This window comes from Methylobacterium sp. GXS13 (assembly GCF_001455965.1).
GTDB lineage: Bacteria > Pseudomonadota > Alphaproteobacteria > Rhizobiales > Beijerinckiaceae > Methylobacterium.
Genome location: NZ_LKKO01000024.1, coordinates 17,282 through 37,167, shown reverse-complemented (window position 1 = coordinate 37,167; position 19,886 = coordinate 17,282). Strand labels below are relative to the sequence as shown.

Here is a 19,886-nt window from a genome sequence, read left to right as displayed (position 1 = left end):
CGGGCTCAATCGGCTGCGTCGAAGCGGCTGCGGAAGAACACCTCGCGGCCGGCCCCGTCGATCACCCGCACGGCCTGGGCCGGCTCGCCGGAGCGCTGGGGGACCCGGGCGCGGGCGAACAGGCGCAAGGCCCGCTCCTGGGCGGTCTCCAGGCTGCCGACGCGCACCGAGATCCGCGTCTGGACCTCGTCCGCCTCGGGACCGAGGACTTCGATATGGAAGGTCTCGCGCAACGGCACCTGCCTGATCTTACGAATGCCCGCTGCCGGAAGGACCCCGGTTCGGCGCGGGCTGAACCCGTCTCAAGAGACGACCTTGGAACCAAGTCCAATTGCAACGCGATCGCGGGCGGCTCTAAGAGGGACGCCCCTGACATAGGGGAGATTGTTCGAGGAGTCCCGTGGACCCGCTGAAGGCTGCCGCCGCGACTGCCGTCTGCCTCGTCCTGTTCTGGCTGGCCTTCCGGCTGACCCGCCGCCTCGTCGACATGGCCATCGCGGGGGGCTACGCCGAGGAGCGTCGGCGGCTGGCGGAAGAGGAGGCTCAAGCTGCCTCGGGCGCCGAGCCGCAAGCTGCGGCCAACGGCGGCAGCACGATGGGCTTGGCGGGGAACGGCGACCCATCGACGACCTCCGCGATCGGCATCGTGCAGGGCGCGTCTGCGAAATAGGGGCGGTCGAGATCCAGCCGGTGCGAGGGCGGGCACTTGTCCGCACCGCTTCCGTCGAAGGAGGCGCACGCGAAGGGCGTGCGTTCCCCTGGAGATCGGCCCCGCTTAAGCCGGCTGGCCGCCATCCGATGCGAACCCGCCGGTCTGCCGCAGGGCCTCGCCGGCGATCATCGCGGCCGCGACCGCGACGTTGAGCGAACGCAGGCCCGGCCGGATCGGCACCACCACCCGCGCATCGGCCGCCGCGTGGACCACATCGGGCACGCCGGCCGATTCGCGCCCGACCATGACGCAATCGTCCGGACCGAACACGAAATCCGTATGGGGCAGGGCGCCCGTCGTGGTGGCGAGCACGAGCCGCAGGCCGGCCTCAGCCCGCCACGCCTCGAAGGCCGAAAACGAGCGGTGCCGGGTGATTGCCACGTGGTCGAGATAATCGAGCCCCGAGCGGCGCAGGTGCCGATCCGAGACGTCGAAGCCCGCGGGCTCCACGATCTCGACCGCGAGCCCGAGGCAGGCGGCCATCCGCAGCATCGTGCCGGTGTTCTGGGGGATGTCAGGTTGGTAGAGGACGAGGCGGAGCATGGGGCCAGGCTTGTGATGGGCCGGCGCCGCGCCGTCAAAGCGCCGCGCTCCCGATCCGGACTACGGCAGGCCGGCCAACTGGTTGATGGACAGGAGCATCGTCCCGAACAGCGTCAGGATGAGGCCGATCACGCGGTTGAACAGGATCTGGCGGCGCAGGACGTAGTCGCGCACGCCCGGCTTCGAGAGATACGACGAGACGAGGGCGAACCACGCGAGGTGGGACAGCGAGATGAACAGGCCCCAGGCGACCTGCTGCTGCAACGCGGCATCCGGGCCCAGCGCCTGGCTGTAGATGCTGATCACGAAGATCGAGGTCTTCGGATTCAGCCCGTTCGTGAGCAGGCCGGTGACGACTCCCCGCGCGCTGAAGGCGATGGGAGGCCCCGCCGCTTCCGGCTCGGACGTCCTGCGGCGCAGGACCATCGAAACGCCCATGCCGATGAGATACGCGGCGCCCAGGATCCTGATGAGGCCGAAGGCGTGGGGAATCGTGCGCTCGATCAGCGCGATCCCGACGATCGCGTAGGCGACGTGGAGCCAGCATGCGATCGCGATCCCGGTGCTGACCGCGAAGCCCGCCTGCCGGCCGTAGAGGCAGCTGTTGCGCGACACCATGGCGAAGTCGGCGCCGGGGCTCAGCACGGCCAGCCAGACGACGGGAACGATCAGGGCGGCCTGCTCCATCGCGGACTCCTCAAGGCTTGCGAACCCGGCCGCGCGTCGTCGCCGACGCACCGGGCCGCGGTGTCGCTGATGTCGGGATGAGGCCTCGGTATGCCGCGGCCCAGCGCATGGAAGCACAGGCGGACGGGCGAAAAAATCGAGTTGCTCTCACCGGGATGCGTGAGGAAAACTCACCGGATGAGCGCCCCGGATTCTATACGCGAACGCCTGCCGCAACTCGGCGCGCTGCGAGTCTTCGAATCGGCCGCCCGGCACGGGAGCCTGACCCGGGCCGCGGAGGAGTTGCACGTCACCCACGGCGCGGTCAGCAAGCAGATCAAGAACCTCGAGGCGGATCTCGGCAAGGCGCTGTTCGTGCGCCGCAACCGGGGGGTGTTCCTGACGGAGCCGGGCCGCGCGCTGGCCGCCAGGCTCCGGGGCATCTTCGGCGATCTGGAAGACGCGCTCGCCGATTTCCGCACCCAGGGATCCGGGCAGCCGCTGGTCGTCTCCTGCGAGCCGACCCTGTGCCTGAAATTCCTGATCCCGAGCCTCGGCGCGTTCCAGCAGGAAACCGGGATCGAGGTCCGGGTGCTGGCGGCCGGCGGGCGCATCGATGTCCGGCGGGACCATGTCGACCTCGCCATCCGCCGGAACGACTTTCCGATCGACGGCGCGCTCCGCGCCCGGGTGATCTGCGACGAGGCGATGGGGCCGGTCTGCGCCCCGGAGGTGCTCGCCCGGTTCGAGGCGGAGACGCGCCGATTCCCGCTTCCGGCGCTCCACACCCGCAGCCGGCCCGATTCCTGGGCGGCCTGGAAACGCCTGAACCGCCCGGCGATCGCCTGCACGGCGGACAGGACCTACGAGCATTTCTACCTGGCGATCGAGGCGGCCCTGGCCGGGCAGGGCGTCGCCCTGGCATCGATCCACATGGTCGAGCGGGATGTGTCGGCCGGGCGCCTGTGCAGTCCGCACGGCTTCTGGCCGGACGGGACCCAGTACGTCGCCCTCACGGCCCATCCGATCGAGGATGACGCGCGGGCGAGCCGCTTCGTGGACTGGCTCTCCGCGCGTATGAACGCGACCCTCGCGGCTGCGATGCCGTCACTCGGCGCGTCCGGGGCCGCGGTCGCTCAGCCGGCAAAGGGGCGGGCAATCCACGGGGCGCGATGAGGATTGGCGGAACTTACGCTGCGCCAAAGGTTTAAGGCGGCGCACCCTCGTACGCGGCCCTTCGTCCGAAAGTCCTGACCCGATGCGCATCCCGCTCCTCGCCTCGGCCCTCCTGCTGGCCGGACTCGCAACCGCCGGGGCGCAGACGGCCAGCCCGACGCCGAATGCCGGTGCGCCCGCCGCGCCGGTCGCCGGCCAGCCCGCCGACATGGCCGACAACCTGCGCCCGACCTTCGTGGCCCAGACCCCGGACGACATGGTCGCCAGCAAGCTGATCGGCGCCAACGTCACCAACGCCGCCAACGACACGATCGGTCAGATCGCCGATTTCGTCCTCGACCAGAAGGGCAGCGTGAAGGCCTGGATCATCGGTGTCGGCGGCTTCCTGGGAATCGGCTCGAAATACGTGGCGGTCGACCCGTCGGTGATGAAGCTCGACCGGACCGACGACAAGACGCTCCAGGCGCGTATCGACACGACCAAGGATCAGCTCAAGGCGGCGCCGGAATACATCTATCTCGGCAAGGAGCCGCCGAAGGGCGCCGCGGCCGCCCCGCCTGCCGGAGAGCCCGCCGCCAAGCCCTGATCGCCGACTATGGGCAGGCCGGCGGCATAGCGCCGGCTTGCCTCCCCGCGCGGTTCCGTGCTGTTCCAGCGGCCATACCGTGGTCGGAACCGACAGCATGCGCCGCGCCCTGATCCCGCTCCTCGCCTTCTGCCTGGGCCTCGTCGGCCTGACCGGGGCAGCGGTGTTCGCGTTCATGCCGGACCGGGCGCCGGTGGGCGTGCCCGGGGTCGGCGGCCCGTTCACGCTGGTCGATCAGAACGGGCGCACCGTCACCGAGCGGGATTTCGCCGGCGCCCCGCACCTCGTGTTCTTCGGCTTCACCCATTGCCCGGACGTGTGCCCGACGACGCTGCAGCAGGTCTCGGACGTGCTCGCCGCCCTCGGGCCGAAGGCTGCGCGCATGCGCGTTGCCTTCGTCACCGTGGATCCCGAGCGCGACGACCCGGCGAGCCTGAAGACCTACCTGTCGAGCTTCGATCCGCGCATCACCGGCCTCACCGGAAGCCCCGAGCAGATCGTCGCCACCGAGAAGGCGTACCGCGCCTATGCGCGCAAGGTGCCCGGCAAGGACGGGGATTACACCATGGAGCACACGGCGATCGTCTACGTGATGGACGCGCAGAACCGCTTTCTGGGCGCCTTGGACGTGTCCCGTCCGGCCGAGGAGACCGCGGCCCAGCTGGCGAAGAAGATCTGAGCTGGGCCCAGGAAAACCCTACAGCGTCATCCCGGCATGGAAGCGGTCGGGGGAGAGCGGTAGCAGGAACTGCACGCCGAAACCGCCCTCGAAGTAGCGGACCAGCCGTCCAGGGGTGCTGCCCACCGTCACGGACGCCCCGAGATGCAGCGTCGCCGAACTGGCGATCGCCACGCCCGACATCGAGATATCGATGAGCCGGGCCTGGATCTCGCGCCCGCTCTCGACCCGCAGCGTCACTGCCGTATGCGTCGGGACAAGGCGCTCGTGGGAGCGCCCCTCGGGCAGGCCCAGTATCTCCCGGTTGGCGAGCCAGGTGAGCTGGGACGCGATCTTATCCCGCTTGCGCGGCGTCGCGTTGAGCTGGACCGCGAAGCCGCCGGCACTGTGGCGCACGATGACGCCTTCGATCCGGCCGATATGCTCCAGGTAGAGCACCACGCGCTCGCCGATCTCGCCCACCACGGCGCAGGTCAGCCGGACGCCGCCCGGCGACATGTCCACGGTCTGGCAGGGATATTCCCGGCGGTTGGCCAGCATGTAGCGGCCGAGCACGGAGACCCGCACGCGCTGGTGGCGGCGCTGGTCGGCGGCGTCGCGCCCGCGCCTGACGTGGCGGCCCGCATCCGTTCCGGCGGTGGCGTCGACCGCGATCATACCGAGATGGGCTCCGCGCCGCGACAATCGTTATCGCAGGCTAGACGCGGACTGTTACGAAAGTCTTTTCTCCGATTCAGCAATATCCACTGCAGGGTGGATTTTTCTGTCCTGCACGGTGGTACGATTCGGCTTGGCCTGTACAGGCCCCTATTTGCGCCGAACGCATTCGATATCTCGCCGAAAAATTGATGTTGAATATATCGAATTCAGATTTTGTCTCACGGTATCAGGCGCGCCCGCCGGCATGGACGAGAAGATGTCCCCGGCGCACCGGGCCAGGGAAGCCGGCCGGCCCCCGCAGCGCCGGTCGCGCCGGCGGAGCGGCCTCCATCCTGCGGCCGGGCAGGATGCGCAGGGAGGTGGTCTCCGCCTGAACCAGCGGGCGCAGGCCGATCCAGTGCGGCGTGCTGTCGAGGCTCAGGGTCCCGAGCGCCCGGACCTGCATGCGTCCGCGATGGCGCAGGGGCAGGAGCAGGCCCTCGAGGTCCACAGCCTCGCCGGCCGTGTTCAGGCCGCGCAGGCCCGCCACCACGCCGAGGGTGTCGCTGGCGACGATGTCGACGATGCGCCAGGGGTCGGGCGCGTCCGAGCCCCATAGGCTGGCGAAGTCCGTGCCCTTCAGCTCCCGGCCGTAGAGGGCGCAGACCCGCGTACCGGCCAGTCGGATCGTGGCCGCGCGCGTGGCCATGTCGAGTTCCAGGATCAGGCTGTCGGCCAGCAGATGCCGGATCTCGCCCGGCTCGATCTCGGCACGCTCGGGCGCGGCGCGCTCACCGCGCAGGCGCTCCCAATAGGCATGGAGCATGCGGCTCGTGGGATGTTTCATCGGAGTCCCGGATCGATACGCCTGTTGTCCGTCCCTGGATCGGTTTGGCACATCCGCGTGGAACGAGCCGGAGATCCAGGGCGATCTCGGGCTTCCAGCGCATTCGCCGTGCCGCCCGGCTCAGGATTCTGCCGGGATCGAACGCGGCGCGATGCCGGGGGGGGGCTGGAGCGGGTCCTACGGGGGCGGTGATCAAGGCGATGGTCGACCGCCCTTGATGCCGCGATGAAACCCAAACATCGCCCGAAAAGGCTTCAATACGTCGCCGGGACTTGCCCGAACCCCTGTCGCCCCGACATGGTGCCGGGATGGACGCCTCCCCTGAATTCCCGCGCCAGAGCCGCGTGCCCGTGTTCAACATGCCGGGGGTGGTGACGCTCTCGATCGGATTGCTGATGGCGATCCAGGCGGTGCGTGAGTTCCTGCTATCGGACATGTTCGACATCCGGGTCGTCCTCGACCTGGCGCTGGTGCCCGCCCGCTGGACCGTGTGGTTCGATCCCGGGAAGGCCGCCGATGTGATCCAGGCGGCGGCCGGAATCGGCGATCCGGACATGGAGGCGGCCCGCGAGGCCTTCGCCCGCTACATCACCTCCGAGCATGCGCTGCTGCCTTGGACGCTGGGCACCTACGCCCTGCTGCACGGCTCCTGGATGCACGTGATCTTCAACAGCGTCTGGCTGGCCGCCTTCGGGTCGCCGGTGGCCCGGCGCTGTGGCGCCTGGCGGTACTTCCTGATCGCCCTCGCCGGAACGGTGGCCGGCGGTGTGCTGCACGTGCTGATCGATCCCCTCAGTGCGGGCCCGCTGGTCGGCGCCTCTGCGGGGATCTCGGCCCTGATGGCGGCGGCTGCCCGCTTCGTGTTCCAGCCGCCTGCCTCCGGGTATGCCGGACCGCCCTGGCAATTGCCGCCGCACCGGCCGGCCGAGACGATTCCCGAACTCCTGCGCAATCGGACCGCGGTGGCCTTCCTGGCGATCTGGCTCGTCACCAACCTGCTGTTCGGGCTCGTGAGCGTGCCGCTCGTGGGCGAGAACGCCGCGATCGCGTGGGACGCGCATCTGGGCGGCTTCATCGCGGGCTTCCTGCTGTTCCCGCTGCTTGATCGGCGCGAGACGGCCCCCTCCTAAGCACCTTGCCAACGCGGCGGTTCGGTCACACACTCACCAACATGTGAACGAGCCGGGGCCAACCCGGACGACAGCGTATCGATGGCGCCGCGGCTGACGGCGCCCAGGCCGCGTCACAGGGAGAGAGCCATGACCGTCGCACGCATCCTCGCCGAGAAGGGGAGCTCCGTCGTCACCGTGAGCCCCGACAAGACTCTCGAGGAGGTGATCCAGATCCTGGCCGAGAAGCGGATCGGCGCGCTCGTGGTCGCCCATTCCAACGGGGCGGTGGCCGGCATCATCTCGGAGCGCGACATCATGCGGGCCCTGGCCCGTCACGGGGGCGCGACCTTCGACGCCCCCGTCTCGGACCACATGACCACCCAGGTCACGACCTGCGGCCGGAGCAGCACCATCGAGGAGGTGATGGGCCTGATGACCGAAGGGCGCTTCCGTCACGTCCCGGTCTGCGAGGACGGCCGCCTCATCGGCCTGGTCTCGATCGGCGACGTGGTGGCACGCCGCATCGCCACCGTGGTGGCCGAGCACCAGGCCCTGCGCGACTACATCACCATGGCGTAGGCCCTGCGCCGGCCGGGTGTCCGGCCGGCGCGCGTCGCGCTCACGCCTTCGCGGGGTCGAGGGTGACGTGCCAGAGGTCGGTATCGGCCGCGTCCTTGAGGGTCACGGTCATCTGCTCGGTGGCGCCGTCCACCGCGACGTGGCCGAAGAACTGGTAGCCGGCGGCCGGGGACAGGTTCACCTGGCCCTTCTCGGGCGCCTTCACGTAGCGCAGCTGCGGGCCGAACGTGTTGTCCAGCGCGTTGGGGCCGAAGGTGCCGGCGTGCAGCGGCCCGGAGACGAACTCCCAGAACGGGTCGAAATCCTGGAACTGCGCCTTGTTGGGGTCGTAGTAGTGGGCGGCCGTGTAATGCACGTCCGCCGTCAGCCAGACCGTGTTGCGGATCTTGGACTGTTTGATGAAGCGCAGCAGGTCGGCGATCTCGAGCTCGCGCCCCAGCGGCGGCCCGTCGCCCTGCGCCACCGCCTCCGAGCCGAAGTCGCGGTCGACGTCGTAGGTCACCACGAGGCCCAGCGGCATGTCCGCGGCGATCACCTTCCAGGTGGCGCGCGATTCGGTGAGCGCCCGCTTCAGCCAGGCGATCTGCTGCGGCCCGAGGAAATAGGCGTCGGGGCCGTATTCCGTCTGCCGATTCTCGCCGTTCGGGCCCCGGTAGGAGCGCATGTCGAGCATGAACACGTCGACCAGGGGGCCGTAGGCGATCTTGCGGTAGACCCGGCCGGGCTCGGCCGGCTCGAAGCGCATCGGCATGTATTCGTGGAAGGCGCGGGCCGCGCGCAGCTGCATCGAAAGCACGTTCGGGTCGGCGTATTTCTTCTTCAGGTGCTCGGCCCGGGTGAGCGGCTCGCCCGGCCACCAGTTGTTGGTGACCTCGTGGTCGTCCCACTGGGCCAGGATCGGCACGGCGGCGTTCATCGCCAGCACGTTCCGGTCGGTCAGGTTGTACTTGTGGCGCCCGCGGAACTCGGCGAGCGTCTCGGCGGGCTTCGAGACCTCCTCGGTGACGCGGTTGCGCCAGAGGCTGCCGTCCGGGAGCTTCACCTCGGCCTGGATCGGCCCGTCGGCGTAGATCGTGTCGCCGGAATGGATGAAGAAGTCCGGCCGGTTCTTGAGGATCGCGGAGTAGATCGTCATGCCGCCGCGCGTCTCGTCGATGCCCCAGCCCTGGCCGACCGTGTCCCCCGACCAGCAGAACGAGACCGAGCGTTTGTCCGCCGGCGCGGTACGGAACCGGCCGACTTGCGCGGGGCCGACGATGGTCGGCGCGGCGACATCCTGGAGCCGGACCCGGTAGAACACGTCCTGCCCCGGCGGCAGCCCGGTCAGCGCCACCTTCACGGTGCCGTCGCTCTCGGGCAGCGCGTCCGCGAAGACGCCGCCGCGGATCTCGGAGAAGCTCTCGGTGGTCGCCCACTCGATGATCGCCCGGGCCGGCCGGTCCGAGCGCGCCCAGACCACGGCCGAATCCGTGCCGACATCGCCGGACTGGAGGCCGTGGCTCAGGAGTGGCCGATCGGCGGCCCGGCTCAGGCCGGGACGGGCCAGGCCGGTGGCCATCCCGACGAGGCTCGCGCCTCCGGACAGGAGGATCTGACGGCGGCTCGTATACATTGGAAGCCCTCTAGGTCGATGAGGGCCCATCGCAACCGGCGGCGACAACCGCATGACGATCCTGGCGCGACGCCGATCGACAGGACGTCGAGGGCGCGCGCCGCCGACGGGGATACCGGTTCGGCCCAAGCGAGCGCGTCGAACCCTGAATCTAGGCCCGCGCGGCGGCGCCGTTCACGACGGCGCGGATCCGGGCCAGCGCCGCCCGCGCCGCCCGGTAGCCGATATCGATCCCCTCGGCGGCCTTGTGGAAGTCGAACAGGCCGAAGCGGGCCACGTCCGGGCCGATGGCCACGTCCGGCGGGTCGCGCTCCAGCCGCGCCCGGGAGATCCGGTCCTGGGTGATGTTGAAGGCGCCGAGCACCACCCGGGCGATGCCCGGGACCGGGATTTCGGGCTCCTGGGGCTCGAAGCCCGGCAGGCGCTCGCGGATCACCTGGAGGAAGCGGCGGCGCGGGGCCGGCGTCGGCACCTCGTGCACCACAGGGCCGCCGGTATCGCCGTTGAGGTTGACGCAGATCACGAGGTCGGCCCCGAGCGTGCGGGCAAGCGCCACCGGCACCGGGTTGACCAGGGTCCCGTCCATCAGCACGCGGCCCTCGTGGGTCACCGGCGGAAACAGGCCCGGGATCGCGTAGGAGGCCCGCACGGCCTCCACGGTCGAGCCTTCGGTCAGGCTCACCTCCAGGCCGCTGCCGAACTCGGTAGCGACGCAGCCGAAGCGGATCGGCAGGCTCTCGATCGGGCGCGAGCCGAGATCGGCGAACAGCCGCCGACGCAGGCGGTTGCCGGCGATCAGCCCGGATCCGGGAAAGCGCGGATCGATCAGCCGGACCACCCGGCGCCGGGTGAGTTCCCGCGCGAAGCTCTCCAGGCGGTCGAGGCGCCCTGCAGCGTAGCAGGCGCCGACCACGGCTCCGATCGAGCAGCCCGCCACCACGGTGGGATGGATGCCGCCTTCCTCGAGGGCGCGGATCACCCCGATATGGGCCCAGCCCCGGGCCGACCCGCCGCCGAGGGCCAGCCCGATCCGGGGACCGGCGCTGGGAAGGGTCCGGATCGGCTCGACGGTGCCGGGGAGGATGTACGGGATGGCCGGACACGCTTGCCACTGCAAGGCAAGGGACGAGCTCATGCCCCGGCAGCCTCCAGGGTGACGGCGCCATCCGCCCCGCGGACGACGCGGCGGTAGAAGCAAGCCCGGCGGCCCGTGTGGCAGCAGCCGCCGTCGCCGCCGACCTCCACGCGAATCAGGAGCGCGTCCTGGTCGCAATCGACCCGCATCTCGACCACGCGCTGGATCTGCCCGCTGGTCGCGCCCTTGTGCCAGAGTTCCTGCCGGGACCGCGACCAGTACCAGGCCTCCCCGGTGGCGATGGTCCGCGCCAGCGATTCGGCATTCATGTGGGCGAGCATCAGCACCCGCCCGTCCTGGGCGTCGACCGCGATGCAGGCGACCAGGCCGTCCCGGTCGAAGCGCGGGGTGAAGCCCGTGCCTTCCTCGACTTCGGCCCGGGTGCCGGGGGGATCGAACGCAGTGTCGCTTGCGGTCATGGCGGCAAACGCTAGTCCGGTGAAGCTTGAGTCGAGGCTATGGGGTGTAGGCTCATCGATGAAAGCCGCGTGACGGTCGCGGCCTGATCGGGCCATCCGGCCTGCAGTTACTTCGTGCCGCCGCGCACCAAGGTGAGGAAGCGCACCTGCTCGCTGGCGTCATCCTTGAACACGCCACGGAACTGGCTGGTGATGGTCGAGACGCCGGCCTTCTGCACGCCGCGCATCGCCATGCAGAGATGCTCGGCCTCCACCATCACGGCGACGCCGCGGGGCTTGAGGATGCTCTCGATCACGTCGGCGATCTGGGCGGTCATCGTTTCCTGCGTCTGCAGGCGGCGCGCGAAGGTGTCGACCACGCGGGCGAGCTTCGACAGCCCGACGACGCCGCGGGTCGGATAATAGGCGATGTGGGCGAGCCCCATGAACGGCACCATGTGGTGCTCGCAATGGGAGTAGAACGGGATGTCGCGCACCAACACGATATCCGAATAGCCCTCGACCTCCTCGAAGACGCGCGCCAGCAGGGCCTCGGCGTCCATCTCGTAGCCGCCGAACAGCTGTCCGAACGCCTTGGTAACCCGGGCCGGGGTGTCGCGCAGGCCCTCGCGGGTCGGATCGTCGCCGGCCCAGCGCAGGAGCGTGCGCACGGCGGCCTCGGCCTCGGCGCGGCTCGGACGGCCGGTCTCGATGCCCTCGGGCACGCGGGTGGCGGAGGCGGGCTCCGGCGCAATCTCGACCGCTGCGGGGCGGCCGTCATCGACCGGTCGGTTATCGTTGCGCATGCCCGTCAGACTCTGTCCCAGATCTCGCCCATCGACGCCGCCACGGTCCAGACCGTTGCCCTCGCCCCGGTAGGACAATGATTTAAGCGCGGCATCCATGGCATCTCCGGCCCGCGCCACACGGGACTTCATCGTGGTGCTATCAGGCTTGGCATACATCGTCGGATCGCGTCGGGCTGAGAGGGAGATCCCGGGCTCGAAGCAGGTTCGAGCCGGCGCCCCGGTTGGACTTGAGCCGTGGGAACTACCTTGGCCGTGGGCGCGACCCTGGTCGACGAACCGCCTCCTCGCGAAGCGACCGCTTGCGGCCTATATCATTGTTCGCGCGGCAACACGCAATGCACACGTCGCGCGGCAGAATCCCGATGGGCAAAAGCCGATCGGATGACGCACCCGGCCGAGGCCCCGATGCTCGACGACATCTATAACCGCCGTATCCTTGAACTGGCCGCCGACATCCCGCGGCTGGGACGCCTGGAGCAGCCCGACGCCAGCGCCACCGCGCATTCGCGCCTGTGCGGCTCCACCGTGACCGTCGACTTGGTGCTCGGCGCGGATGGCCGTGTGGCCGATTTCGCCCAGGAAGTCCGGGCCTGCGCCCTGGGTCAGGCCTCCTCGTCGCTGATGGGCCGGCACGTGGTCGGCGCCACCGAGGATGAATTGCGCAGCGTTCGGGAGACCATGCGGGCGATGCTCAAGGCCAACGGCCCGACCCCCGACGGGGCCTGGGCGGATCTCGCGGTCCTGGAGCCGGTGCGGGAGTTCAAGGCGCGCCACGCCTCGACGCTGCTGACCTTCGACGCGGTGGTCGATGCCCTCGACCAGATCGCAGCCAAGCGCCAAGTCCCCGCCAAGACGGCCGCCGCGTAGGGGCCGATGGTCCGGCGCGCGGCGCATTGGGCGATTCGCGCCTACCAGCTCACCCTGTCGGGCCTGATCGGCCGTCAGTGCCGCCATTGGCCGAGTTGCTCCGCGTATACCGACCAGGCCATCGCCCAACACGGGCTCTGGCCGGGCGGCTGGATGGGCTTTGCCCGGATCTGCCGCTGCGGCCCGTTCGGCACACACGGCATCGATCTCGTGCCGGACCGGCTGCCGGCGGACGCCGCCTGGTACCGACCCTGGGCCTATGCCCGCTGGCGCGGTGTCGAGGCACCGCCATCGCCCTTCGAGTGCGAGGCCGTGAGGTCGGAGGATGCCGGGCCCGGGCGCTCGGCTTAGGGAGGCGGGACGCAGCGTTCCGACGCTCCTGACGACCGTGCGCGGCAGCCTCACAGGCCGCCTCCGATCGGACGCGCTCTGGCAACCGATCACGCCCATTCCGGTTGTCCTTCCAGACAGCCCGGCACGATCGCGGCTGAGCGGCAATGCAGAGCGTGCGAACCATGTCCACCGAGTTCAAAGGCAAGACGCATATCGACATCTTCGACCGGGTGATGCGCGAAGAGTGGGCGCAGCGCTTCGGCGTGAGCGAGGAGCGGCTGCGCAAGGCCGTGACCATGGTGGGAAGCCGGATCACCAGCGTCGCCGCCTATCTCGACAAGCCGGCGTCCTGATGAAAGCCGAGGCGTCGGAATCCGGACCCGACGTACGGTCTTCCCTGGAGCCTGGCGCTCCGGGGAGCGGCCCGCGTCCGCCCCCGCATCGGTCCGAGGACAAGGTGGCGCCGGACGCGATCCCCTTCGAGCAAATCCGGGAACGGGCCTACGAATTATGGGAGCGCAACCACCGGCCCGAAGGGTTCGAGATCGAGTTCTGGCTGCTGGCCGAGCGGGAGCTGCGCAAGGAGCGCGACCGCAAGAGGGCCAATGAGGCACAGGCAAACCCAGCTACCGATCCAGGCAAGCCCTGAAGGTCCTGACGGCTGGCTCAGCCCTTGCGTGATCCTGCGGCACGAGGGTGTCGACAGCACGAGGGCCGTGCAAGATGAGGCCAAGATCCGTTTCACACCGGTTTCGCCGTCCGGCGTGGCTGAAACGCCTTCCGCGTCCGGGAACGAACGGGAGCCCGGTGTGGATCCTCTCGCTCTGACCCGCCGGAGCCTCGCCGGGCTCGGACTGGGTGGGGCCGCCGCCGCGGCGAGTGCGGGCGGTACACGGGCGCAGGCCGGGTCGAGCGGCACGAGCCCTGACGGTCGCCCCGGAGCGCTCGCCGTGGCCCCGACCTCGCAGGCCGGGCTCGGGCCCCGTCTGACCCTGCACGCGATCGACAATGCCCATGGCACCCCGGGCGCTGGTCTCGTCTGCGACCTGTCGATCCGCGAGGGCGATGTTTACCGGCCGATCAAGACGGTCATCACCCAGGCCAACGGCCGCCCGGCCGAACCGCTCTTGGTCGACGATGCGCTGAAGCCCGGCCGTTACGAAGTGTTGCTGCATGCTGCGGCGTATTTCGCGGCGCTCGGCGTGACGCTTCCGAGTCCGAATTTCCTGGATCGCGTGCCGATCCGCTTCCAGATCCGCGATGCGCGCCAGCGCTACCATCTGCCGGTGCTGTTCACGCCCTGGGGCTATTCCTACTATCGCGGCAGCTGAGCCCACCCTCCCGGGATATCGCATCCATGGCCGGCATCTCGACCCATGTCCTCGATACCGATCGCGGCCGTCCCGCCGCCGGGGTGCGCATCGACCTCTCGGTCCTCGATGGCGAGACCTGGCGGCCGGTCAGAAGCGTGGTCACCAACGCGGATGGGCGCACGGACGCGCCGATTCTACCGGCCGGCGAGGCCAGGACCGGCCATTACGAGCTGGTCTTCCACGTCGGCGCGTATTTCCGGCAGCGCCCGGGTACCGACGAGGCCGACATCTTCATCGACGACCCGGTGGTGCGCTTTGCGATCTTCGACGCCAAGCAGCATTACCATGTGCCGATGCTGTGCGCGCCGGCGAGCTTCACTACCTATCGCGGCAGCTGAGGCATGCCCGATCTCGCTGCGGTCAACCGGATGGAGCCGGAGGCCTTCGTGGCGCTGCTCGGCGGGGTGTTCGAGCATGCGCCCTGGATTGCCGAGGCGGCCTGCCCGCACCGGCCCTTCGCCAGCGTCGGCGCCCTGCACGCCGCGATGATGCAGGCGGTGCGCGTCGCCCCGGCGGAGCGGCGCCGCGCCTTCCTCAACAACCACCCGGACCTCGCCGGCCCGGAGGCGCGGGCCCGCACCCTGACGTCGGATTCGGCCAGCGAGCAGGGCAGCGCCGGCCTCGACCGCATCACGGCGGACGAAGCCGCGGCTTTCGACCACCTGAACGCGGCCTATCGGGCGCGGTTCGGCTTTCCGTTCATCATCGCGGTGCGCGGGCGTGGGCGCGCCGAAATCCTGGCCGCCTTCGAAACGCGGCTCACCCGGGACCCGGCCGTCGAGGAGGCGACCGCCCTGGAGGAGGTCGCCCAGATCACCCGCATGCGCCTGGACGGGCTGGTCTCGGACTGAGCGTCAGCCGCCGACTGCAGCCTTGGCCTCGACAAGGGCCGCCTCGAAGCTGGTGAAGGCCGTGGTCGCCTCGTCCCAGGCCTGGGCGCGAACGTGCCGTGCCAGGGAAGCGGCGAGTTCCCGGGCCCGTGTCAGAGCCGATTCCACGGCGGCCGGGCGGCTCGGATCGGCCGGGATGCCCACCGGCGGCGTGTCCGCCGGTCGCATCCCCACCAGGGTCGCCGCCATGGCCCGGCGCCAGGCGGCGCAATCGGCCGGAATGCGGGCGAGCCGCATCGTCGCGTCGTCCCCGGCCTGCCGGTCGAGCAGGGTGCGGCCGAGATCCTCGATCCGGTCGAGCTGGCCCAGGGCATCGCCGATCTCCCGGCGGCCCTTGTCGGTGCCTTCTGCGATCCGACCGACGCTCCGGGCGATCTCCCCGGTGGCCTGGATCTGCTGGCTCATGATCTCGGAGGCTTCGCGCATCTGCGCCGCCACCGTGGCGACGGCGCCGCTCTCCGCCTCGACCCGGACGTTGGCCCGCACCATCGCCGCGGCGCCGGTTTCGACGGCGCTGCGGCTGCGCGTGACGGCGGCCTGCATCGCGGCCATCTCTTCGCGTAATCCGCCGAGCCGGGCGCGGATCTCGTCGGTTGCCTTCGCAGTCTGTGCGGAGAGCATCTTCACTTCCGCCGCAACGACGGCGAAGCCGCGTCCGGCCTCGCCGGCCCGCGCGGCCTCGATCGTGGCGTTGAGCGCCAGCAGGTTGGTTTGGGCCGAGATCGCCGCGATGGTCCCGGCCATCTCCTCGATCCGCAGGGCGGCCGCGGAGAAGCTGTCGAGCCGGCTGCCGATCTCTTCGGTGCCCTGCTCGATCCCACGCATGCCGTCGCTGGCGCGCTGGAGGTCATCGACGCAGGTGGCGATGCCGGAGCGGGCGGTCTCGGCGGTCTCGGCCGCCGAGGAGGAGCGGGCCGCGATCTCGCTGGTGCTGGCGGCGAGTTCCTCGCTGGCGGCGGCGATCAGCCGGGCCTGCGCGGCGGTGCCGGAGGCGTCATGCGTCATCCAGCCGATCGAGGTGCCGGCATCCGAGGCCGCGGCCGACAGGCGCGCCAGGAGCGCCATCAATTCCCGATCGGGGGCGGCAACAGCCTGCGGGACGGCATCCTGAACGGGCGTCGCGACGGGCGCGGACGCCTGGGCCTCGGCCGTCACCGCGGTCCCGGCCAGATCCTGGACCGGGCGCTTGCGGCGCAAACTCAACATGCGAAGGCTCCTGCGAAAATCGATTCGGAGCCCATAATTGCACGCAACCTTCAACCGAAGATGAAGGATAAATGTCCCTTACTGGATTTGGACAACGGTATCCGTTCCCGGTCGGCGCCCCCGGACCGGTCCGTCCGGGGGCGCCAGCTCAGCTCATTCGCCGGTCAGTGCGGCCTTGGTGCGGGACCACCAGCCGGCGCGCTTGGGCCGATCCGGATCGCTGGGCTGGGTCAGCACCACCGCCACCGGCTCACGCGGCGGCGCAGGCTCTGCCGGCGCCACCTCGGGCTGGGGCTCCGCGGCCGGGATCTCAGCGCGCGTCGCAGGCTCCGGCGCCGCGGCCGGCGCGAGGTCGACGGCGATTTCGTCGTGGACGGGGGCCGGCGCAGCCTCGACCGCCTCGGCCACCGCCTCAGCGCTCACCGGCTCCTCGGCCGACAGGGCGACCGCATCGGACTCCATCTCGGCGGAGCCCTCCGCATCGCTGCCCTCACGGGTGCGGCCCTCCGCGCGGCCGCGGCCACCCCGGCGGCCACGACGGCGGCGGCGCGTGCCATCCTCCTCGGTCCGGGCACCCTCCTCCGAGCCGGCGACGGTCTCGTCGGATTCGCCACTCTCGGGCGCCACGGCCGCGATCGCGGCCTCGGCGAAGTCGGGCGCCTCCTGGGTGCCGCGCTCCTCGTCCTGGTCGTCCTCGTCCTGACGCTCGCCCTCGGCTTGGCCCTCCTCGGACCGGCCGTCCTGGCGGCCACCGCGCCGGCGGCGCCGACGCCGACGGCGGCGGCCGTCGCCCTCGTCGCGCGTCCCGTCTTCGCGGGCGCCCTCGTCACGCGACTCGTCGGCGCGTTCCTCGGTCCGGCCCTCCTCGGACTCGCCCTCGGCATCCGCCTCGGCCTCGTCGGTCTCCTCGACGTCGTCCTCGTCCTCGAACTCCATGGCGGGCGAGATCGCCTGCGCACGCACACCCGTCACCGGGCCTTCCGCCCGCTGGGCCGGCTCGCCGCGGTCGAGCTGGAACGCCGTGGTCACAGCCAGCCGCTCGTCGGCCGCGATCGTGATCGTGACGCCGAAGCGGATTTCCAGCTCGCGCAGGTGGCCGCGCTTCTGATTGAGGATGTACAGCGCCACCTCGGTCCGGGTGCGCAGGATCAGGTTGTGGGAGGCCGACTTGAGCAGCGCCTCCTCGATGGAGCGCAGGATGTGCAGAGCCACCGAGGCGGTGGCCCGCACGTAGCCCGAGCCGCCGCAATGCACGCACGGGATCGAGGACGATTCGAGCACGCCGGTGCGGATGCGCTGGCGGCTCATCTCCATCAGGCCGAAGGGCGAGATCCGGCCGACCTGGATGCGGGCGCGGTCGTTCTTCAGGCAGTCGTTGAGCTTCTTCTCGACCGCGCGGTTGTTGCGCTTCTCCTCCATGTCGATGAAGTCGATGACGATCAGGCCCGCGAGGTCGCGCAGGCGCAGCTGGCGAGCGACCTCCTCGGCCGCCTCCAGGTTCGTCCGCAGCGCGGTGTCCTCGATGTCGTGCTCGCGGGTCGAGCGGCCCGAGTTCACGTCGATCGAGACCAGCGCCTCGGTCGGGTTGATGACGAGGTAGCCGCCGGATTTCAGCGAGACGTGGGTCGAGAACATCGCGTCGAGCTGCTGCTCGACCCCGAAGCGGGCGAAGATCGGCGTCGAATCGCGATAGGGCTTCACGACCTTGGACTGGCCGGGCATCAGCATCCGCATGAAGTCCTTGGCCTCGGCATAGGCCTCCTCGCCGGAGACCAGAACCTCGTCCAGGTCCTTGTTGTACAGGTCGCGGATCGCCCGCTTGATCAGCGAGCCCTCCTCGTAGACCAGGGCCGGCGCCATCGAGGTCAGGGTCAGCTCGCGGACCGACTCCCACAGGCGCATCAGATACTCGAAGTCCCGGGCGATCTCGGGCTTGGAGCGCGAGGCGCCGGCGGTGCGCAGGATCACGCCCATGCCGTCCGGCACCTCCAGGTCGGCCACGACCTCCTTGAGGCGCTTGCGATCGGCCGCTGAGGTGATCTTCCGGGAGATGCCGCCGCCGCGGCCGGTATTGGGCATCAGCACCGAGTAGCGACCGGCGAGCGACAGGTAGGTGGTGAGCGCCGCACCCTTGGTGCCGCGCTCCTCCTTGACCACCTGCACCAGGATGATCTGGCGGCGCTTGATCACTTCCTGGATCTTGTAGTGGCGGCGATAGTGGCGGGGCCGCTCTGGGATCTCCGCCAGCGCATCGCCGTTGCCGCCGACCTGAGCGATCCGGGGCTCGGCATCGGGATCGTCGGAATCCTCGTCCGATTCCTCGTCGGACTCGTCCTCGTCCTCATCGTCCGAGTCATCCTCGTCCGAATCGTCTTCGTCGTCCTCGGACTCCTCGTCCTCCAGGTCGGCCTCGTCGTCGGCCTCGCCCGTCACGGATGCGCTCCGCACGGAGGACGCCTCGGCGGCATCCTCGGCAATCGTCTCGGCCGGCGCGTCGGCGACGGTCAGGGCCTCGGCCACGGCGACCACGGCCTCGGGCTCGACCGTCTCGTCCCGGTCGGCTGCCGGCTGCTCGGGCTGGGCCTCGGTCTCAGCGGTGGACTCGGTCGCCGGCACGGCCTCGGCGGCCTGCGCGGGAATGTCCCCGGCGGCGGTTTCGGAGGCGATGGCCTCCTGCACGGCTTCCGGGTTCTCGGCGAGGGTGTCGGGGAGCCCGGCCTGGGCAGCCTGGGGCTCATGCTCCGCCGCGCGATCCTCGGCCTGCGCGGCCTCGATGTCCGAAGCCTCGGCGGCCTGCGGCGACTCCGAGCCCGATGCGAACTGCGAATCCTGCTGGACCTCCAGATCCTGCGGGGTCTCGGATGCGTCCTCGGCGCTCACCGTCTCGTCGGTGCGGGAGCGGGCCTCGGCGCGACGGCCGCGGGACCGGCGGGGCGAGCGGCGACGGCGCTCCTCGCGCTCGCGATGCTCCTCGGCGTCGCGAGCCTCGGTCTCGAGCAGCGCCTGCCGGTCGGCCAGCGGTATCTGGTAATAGTCGGGATGGATCTCGTTGAAGGCGAGGAAGCCGTGGCGGTTGCCGCCGTACTCGACGAAGGCCGCCTGGAGCGACGGCTCCACTCGGGTGACCTTGGCGAGGTAGATGTTGCCGCGCAGCTGGCGCCGGTTGGCGGCTTCGAAGTCGAACTCTTCGACCCTAGACCCGTGGACCGTGACGACCCGGGTCTCCTCCGGGTGCATCGCGTCGATCAGCATTTTGTTGGCCATGTCGGACTCTCGGCATGGCGGCCGACGTCGTTCTCCGTGCCCGTGGTCCCGGCGGCGCCTCGCCCGACCTGCTTGTGGCCTGGCATGGAGCCGGCCTCGTCACCGAGGCGGCTGGGTTCGAGGGGAAATTGCCGTCAACCGCCGTTCGGCGCCCTGGGCGCCTGGGGTTGAACTTGGCCGGTAGGCGGAACGGGCCGGTGCGACGCAGGTCCTGCGCCTCCGGGGCACGCGCAGCGCCATGCTGGGCCGTGCGTCCGTCCATCCTGGTTCCGACCTCGCGAAACAATCTCGGCCGGGTGAGACCGGCCGTGAATTCCTGGATGCGGCGAAGGAGCTCCACCGCGTCGTGCGACACCTGTCCGATCGGGAAAACACCCGTCGCCGCAAGGTGAGCCGAAAAAGCCCGCCGCGACGCCGCGTCCGTTTTCTCAGAGGAATTCGGCCGCGTCCGCAAACCGTT

Annotated in this window: 24 protein-coding genes; 13 read left to right on the top strand and 11 right to left on the bottom strand. The window is 70.2% G+C overall.

Annotated features, from left to right (window positions below):
* Nucleotides 1-5 precede the first annotated feature (5 nt).
* Entirely contained in the window at nt 6-233 is a 228-nt protein-coding gene (locus AO398_RS08140; RefSeq protein WP_058191603.1) for a hypothetical protein, read from the bottom strand.
* A 167-nt stretch (nt 234-400) separates the two neighbouring features.
* Between AO398_RS08140 and AO398_RS08135 the strand changes: the two genes are divergently transcribed.
* Nucleotides 401-670 carry a hypothetical protein gene (locus AO398_RS08135; protein ID WP_058191558.1) on the top strand — a complete coding sequence of 90 codons (270 nt, stop codon included), beginning with the start codon at nt 401-403 and terminating at the stop codon, nt 668-670.
* 105 nt (nt 671-775) lie between these two features.
* Here the strand turns inward: AO398_RS08135 and AO398_RS08130 are convergent, their stop codons facing one another.
* On the bottom strand, nt 776-1,255 hold the full coding sequence (locus AO398_RS08130; protein WP_058191557.1) for a tRNA (cytidine(34)-2'-O)-methyltransferase: 480 nt from the start codon (nt 1,253-1,255) through the stop codon (nt 776-778).
* Between the two features lie 60 nt (nt 1,256-1,315).
* Entirely contained in the window at nt 1,316-1,942 is a 627-nt protein-coding gene (locus AO398_RS08125) for a LysE family transporter (RefSeq protein WP_058191556.1), read from the bottom strand.
* A 177-nt stretch (nt 1,943-2,119) separates the two neighbouring features.
* On the opposite strand from AO398_RS08125, the gene AO398_RS08120 reads away from it, so the two are divergent.
* The 3 genes from AO398_RS08120 to AO398_RS08110 all read left to right on the top strand — a co-directional run bounded on the left by AO398_RS08120 (nt 2,120) and on the right by AO398_RS08110 (nt 4,362).
* Nucleotides 2,120-3,097: a LysR family transcriptional regulator gene (locus tag AO398_RS08120; protein WP_058191555.1), complete on the top strand. Its 978-nt coding sequence runs from the start codon at nt 2,120-2,122 to the stop codon at nt 3,095-3,097.
* Nucleotides 3,098-3,179: 82 nt separating this feature from the next.
* Nucleotides 3,180-3,683 (top strand): PRC-barrel domain-containing protein, encoded by a 504-nt coding sequence (locus AO398_RS08115; protein WP_058191554.1) that lies wholly within the window; start codon nt 3,180-3,182, stop codon nt 3,681-3,683.
* A 97-nt stretch (nt 3,684-3,780) separates the two neighbouring features.
* Nucleotides 3,781-4,362: an SCO family protein gene (locus AO398_RS08110; protein ID WP_058191553.1), complete on the top strand. Its 582-nt coding sequence runs from the start codon at nt 3,781-3,783 to the stop codon at nt 4,360-4,362.
* Between the two features lie 18 nt (nt 4,363-4,380).
* On the opposite strand, the gene AO398_RS08105 is transcribed toward AO398_RS08110, so the two are convergent.
* The gene (locus AO398_RS08105; RefSeq protein ID WP_058191552.1) at nt 4,381-5,019 is read right to left on the bottom strand and encodes a PilZ domain-containing protein; all 639 of its coding nucleotides are present in this window, start codon (nt 5,017-5,019) and stop codon (nt 4,381-4,383) included.
* A 229-nt stretch (nt 5,020-5,248) separates the two neighbouring features.
* Nucleotides 5,249-5,848: a PAS domain-containing protein gene (locus AO398_RS08100; protein ID WP_058191551.1), complete on the bottom strand. Its 600-nt coding sequence runs from the start codon at nt 5,846-5,848 to the stop codon at nt 5,249-5,251.
* Nucleotides 5,849-6,156: 308 nt separating this feature from the next.
* On the opposite strand from AO398_RS08100, the gene AO398_RS08095 reads away from it, so the two are divergent.
* Together AO398_RS08095 and AO398_RS08090 are read left to right on the top strand one after the other, a co-directional pair.
* Complete coding sequence (locus AO398_RS08095) at nt 6,157-6,978, top strand: rhomboid family intramembrane serine protease (protein ID WP_058191550.1); 822 nt, start codon at nt 6,157-6,159, stop codon at nt 6,976-6,978.
* 129 nt (nt 6,979-7,107) lie between these two features.
* Entirely contained in the window at nt 7,108-7,539 is a 432-nt protein-coding gene (locus tag AO398_RS08090) for a CBS domain-containing protein (protein ID WP_058191549.1), read from the top strand.
* 40 nt (nt 7,540-7,579) lie between these two features.
* Here AO398_RS08090 and AO398_RS08085 read toward each other — a convergent pair whose 3' ends face one another.
* The 4 genes from AO398_RS08085 to folE all read right to left on the bottom strand — a co-directional run bounded on the left by AO398_RS08085 (nt 7,580) and on the right by folE (nt 11,649).
* Nucleotides 7,580-9,151, bottom strand: coding sequence for an alkaline phosphatase D family protein (locus AO398_RS08085; RefSeq protein WP_058191548.1), 1,572 nt, complete (start codon nt 9,149-9,151; stop codon nt 7,580-7,582).
* A 151-nt stretch (nt 9,152-9,302) separates the two neighbouring features.
* On the bottom strand, nt 9,303-10,286 hold the full coding sequence (locus tag AO398_RS08080) for a patatin-like phospholipase family protein (protein ID WP_082643184.1): 984 nt from the start codon (nt 10,284-10,286) through the stop codon (nt 9,303-9,305).
* Nucleotides 10,283-10,705 carry a phosphoribosyl-AMP cyclohydrolase gene (hisI, locus tag AO398_RS08075; RefSeq protein WP_058191547.1) on the bottom strand — a complete coding sequence of 141 codons (423 nt, stop codon included), beginning with the start codon at nt 10,703-10,705 and terminating at the stop codon, nt 10,283-10,285. Before hisI ends, AO398_RS08080 begins: the two co-directional genes overlap by 4 nt.
* A 107-nt stretch (nt 10,706-10,812) precedes the next feature.
* Entirely contained in the window at nt 10,813-11,649 is an 837-nt protein-coding gene (folE, locus tag AO398_RS08070) for a GTP cyclohydrolase I FolE (RefSeq protein ID WP_058191546.1), read from the bottom strand.
* Nucleotides 11,650-11,898: 249 nt separating this feature from the next.
* On the opposite strand from folE, the gene AO398_RS08065 reads away from it, so the two are divergent.
* The 7 genes from AO398_RS08065 to uraD all read left to right on the top strand — a co-directional run bounded on the left by AO398_RS08065 (nt 11,899) and on the right by uraD (nt 14,917).
* Nucleotides 11,899-12,360 carry an iron-sulfur cluster assembly scaffold protein gene (locus AO398_RS08065; RefSeq protein ID WP_058191601.1) on the top strand — a complete coding sequence of 154 codons (462 nt, stop codon included), beginning with the start codon at nt 11,899-11,901 and terminating at the stop codon, nt 12,358-12,360.
* Nucleotides 12,361-12,366: 6 nt separating this feature from the next.
* On the top strand, nt 12,367-12,711 hold the full coding sequence (gene yidD, locus AO398_RS08060) for a membrane protein insertion efficiency factor YidD (protein WP_058191545.1): 345 nt from the start codon (nt 12,367-12,369) through the stop codon (nt 12,709-12,711).
* Between the two features lie 164 nt (nt 12,712-12,875).
* Nucleotides 12,876-13,046 (top strand): DUF3606 domain-containing protein, encoded by a 171-nt coding sequence (locus tag AO398_RS08055; RefSeq protein ID WP_082643189.1) that lies wholly within the window; start codon nt 12,876-12,878, stop codon nt 13,044-13,046.
* A 104-nt stretch (nt 13,047-13,150) separates the two neighbouring features.
* Nucleotides 13,151-13,342, top strand: coding sequence for a DUF2934 domain-containing protein (locus tag AO398_RS29320; protein ID WP_058191543.1), 192 nt, complete (start codon nt 13,151-13,153; stop codon nt 13,340-13,342).
* A gap of 160 nt (nt 13,343-13,502) precedes the next feature.
* Entirely contained in the window at nt 13,503-14,024 is a 522-nt protein-coding gene (uraH, locus tag AO398_RS08045) for a hydroxyisourate hydrolase (RefSeq protein WP_058191542.1), read from the top strand.
* A 26-nt stretch (nt 14,025-14,050) separates the two neighbouring features.
* Nucleotides 14,051-14,404: a hydroxyisourate hydrolase gene (gene uraH / locus AO398_RS08040; RefSeq protein WP_058191541.1), complete on the top strand. Its 354-nt coding sequence runs from the start codon at nt 14,051-14,053 to the stop codon at nt 14,402-14,404.
* 3 nt (nt 14,405-14,407) lie between these two features.
* On the top strand, nt 14,408-14,917 hold the full coding sequence (gene uraD / locus AO398_RS08035) for a 2-oxo-4-hydroxy-4-carboxy-5-ureidoimidazoline decarboxylase (RefSeq protein ID WP_058191540.1): 510 nt from the start codon (nt 14,408-14,410) through the stop codon (nt 14,915-14,917).
* Between the two features lie 3 nt (nt 14,918-14,920).
* On the opposite strand, the gene AO398_RS08030 is transcribed toward uraD, so the two are convergent.
* Nucleotides 14,921-16,162 carry a methyl-accepting chemotaxis protein gene (locus AO398_RS08030; protein WP_058191539.1) on the bottom strand — a complete coding sequence of 414 codons (1,242 nt, stop codon included), beginning with the start codon at nt 16,160-16,162 and terminating at the stop codon, nt 14,921-14,923.
* A 153-nt stretch (nt 16,163-16,315) separates the two neighbouring features.
* Nucleotides 16,316-19,426 (bottom strand): ribonuclease E/G, encoded by a 3,111-nt coding sequence (locus AO398_RS08025; RefSeq protein WP_058191538.1) that lies wholly within the window; start codon nt 19,424-19,426, stop codon nt 16,316-16,318.
* Nucleotides 19,427-19,886: the final 460 nt, after the last annotated feature.

Bases quoted from the DNA above. Each gene is read 5' to 3' on its own strand.
- AO398_RS08130 (WP_058191557.1), bottom strand. From the start codon at position 1,255: ATGCTCCGCCTCGTCCTCTACCAACCTGACATCCCCCAGAACACCGGC.
- AO398_RS08125 (WP_058191556.1), bottom strand. From the start codon at position 1,942: ATGGAGCAGGCCGCCCTGATCGTTCCCGTCGTCTGGCTGGCCGTGCTG.
- AO398_RS08120 (WP_058191555.1), top strand. From the start codon at position 2,120: ATGAGCGCCCCGGATTCTATACGCGAACGCCTGCCGCAACTCGGCGCG.
- AO398_RS08115 (WP_058191554.1), top strand. From the start codon at position 3,180: ATGCGCATCCCGCTCCTCGCCTCGGCCCTCCTGCTGGCCGGACTCGCA.
- AO398_RS08110 (WP_058191553.1), top strand. From the start codon at position 3,781: ATGCGCCGCGCCCTGATCCCGCTCCTCGCCTTCTGCCTGGGCCTCGTC.
- AO398_RS08105 (WP_058191552.1), bottom strand. From the start codon at position 5,019: ATGATCGCGGTCGACGCCACCGCCGGAACGGATGCGGGCCGCCACGTC.
- AO398_RS08100 (WP_058191551.1), bottom strand. From the start codon at position 5,848: ATGAAACATCCCACGAGCCGCATGCTCCATGCCTATTGGGAGCGCCTG.
- AO398_RS08095 (WP_058191550.1), top strand. From the start codon at position 6,157: ATGGACGCCTCCCCTGAATTCCCGCGCCAGAGCCGCGTGCCCGTGTTC.
- AO398_RS08090 (WP_058191549.1), top strand. From the start codon at position 7,108: ATGACCGTCGCACGCATCCTCGCCGAGAAGGGGAGCTCCGTCGTCACC.
- AO398_RS08085 (WP_058191548.1), bottom strand. From the start codon at position 9,151: ATGTATACGAGCCGCCGTCAGATCCTCCTGTCCGGAGGCGCGAGCCTC.
- AO398_RS08080 (WP_082643184.1), bottom strand. From the start codon at position 10,286: ATGAGCTCGTCCCTTGCCTTGCAGTGGCAAGCGTGTCCGGCCATCCCG.
- hisI (WP_058191547.1), bottom strand. From the start codon at position 10,705: ATGACCGCAAGCGACACTGCGTTCGATCCCCCCGGCACCCGGGCCGAA.
- folE (WP_058191546.1), bottom strand. From the start codon at position 11,649: ATGTATGCCAAGCCTGATAGCACCACGATGAAGTCCCGTGTGGCGCGG.
- AO398_RS08065 (WP_058191601.1), top strand. From the start codon at position 11,899: ATGCTCGACGACATCTATAACCGCCGTATCCTTGAACTGGCCGCCGAC.
- yidD (WP_058191545.1), top strand. From the start codon at position 12,367: ATGGTCCGGCGCGCGGCGCATTGGGCGATTCGCGCCTACCAGCTCACC.
- AO398_RS08055 (WP_082643189.1), top strand. From the start codon at position 12,876: ATGTCCACCGAGTTCAAAGGCAAGACGCATATCGACATCTTCGACCGG.
- uraH (WP_058191541.1), top strand. From the start codon at position 14,051: ATGGCCGGCATCTCGACCCATGTCCTCGATACCGATCGCGGCCGTCCC.
- uraD (WP_058191540.1), top strand. From the start codon at position 14,408: ATGCCCGATCTCGCTGCGGTCAACCGGATGGAGCCGGAGGCCTTCGTG.
- AO398_RS08030 (WP_058191539.1), bottom strand. From the start codon at position 16,162: ATGTTGAGTTTGCGCCGCAAGCGCCCGGTCCAGGATCTGGCCGGGACC.
- AO398_RS08025 (WP_058191538.1), bottom strand. From the start codon at position 19,426: ATGGCCAACAAAATGCTGATCGACGCGATGCACCCGGAGGAGACCCGG.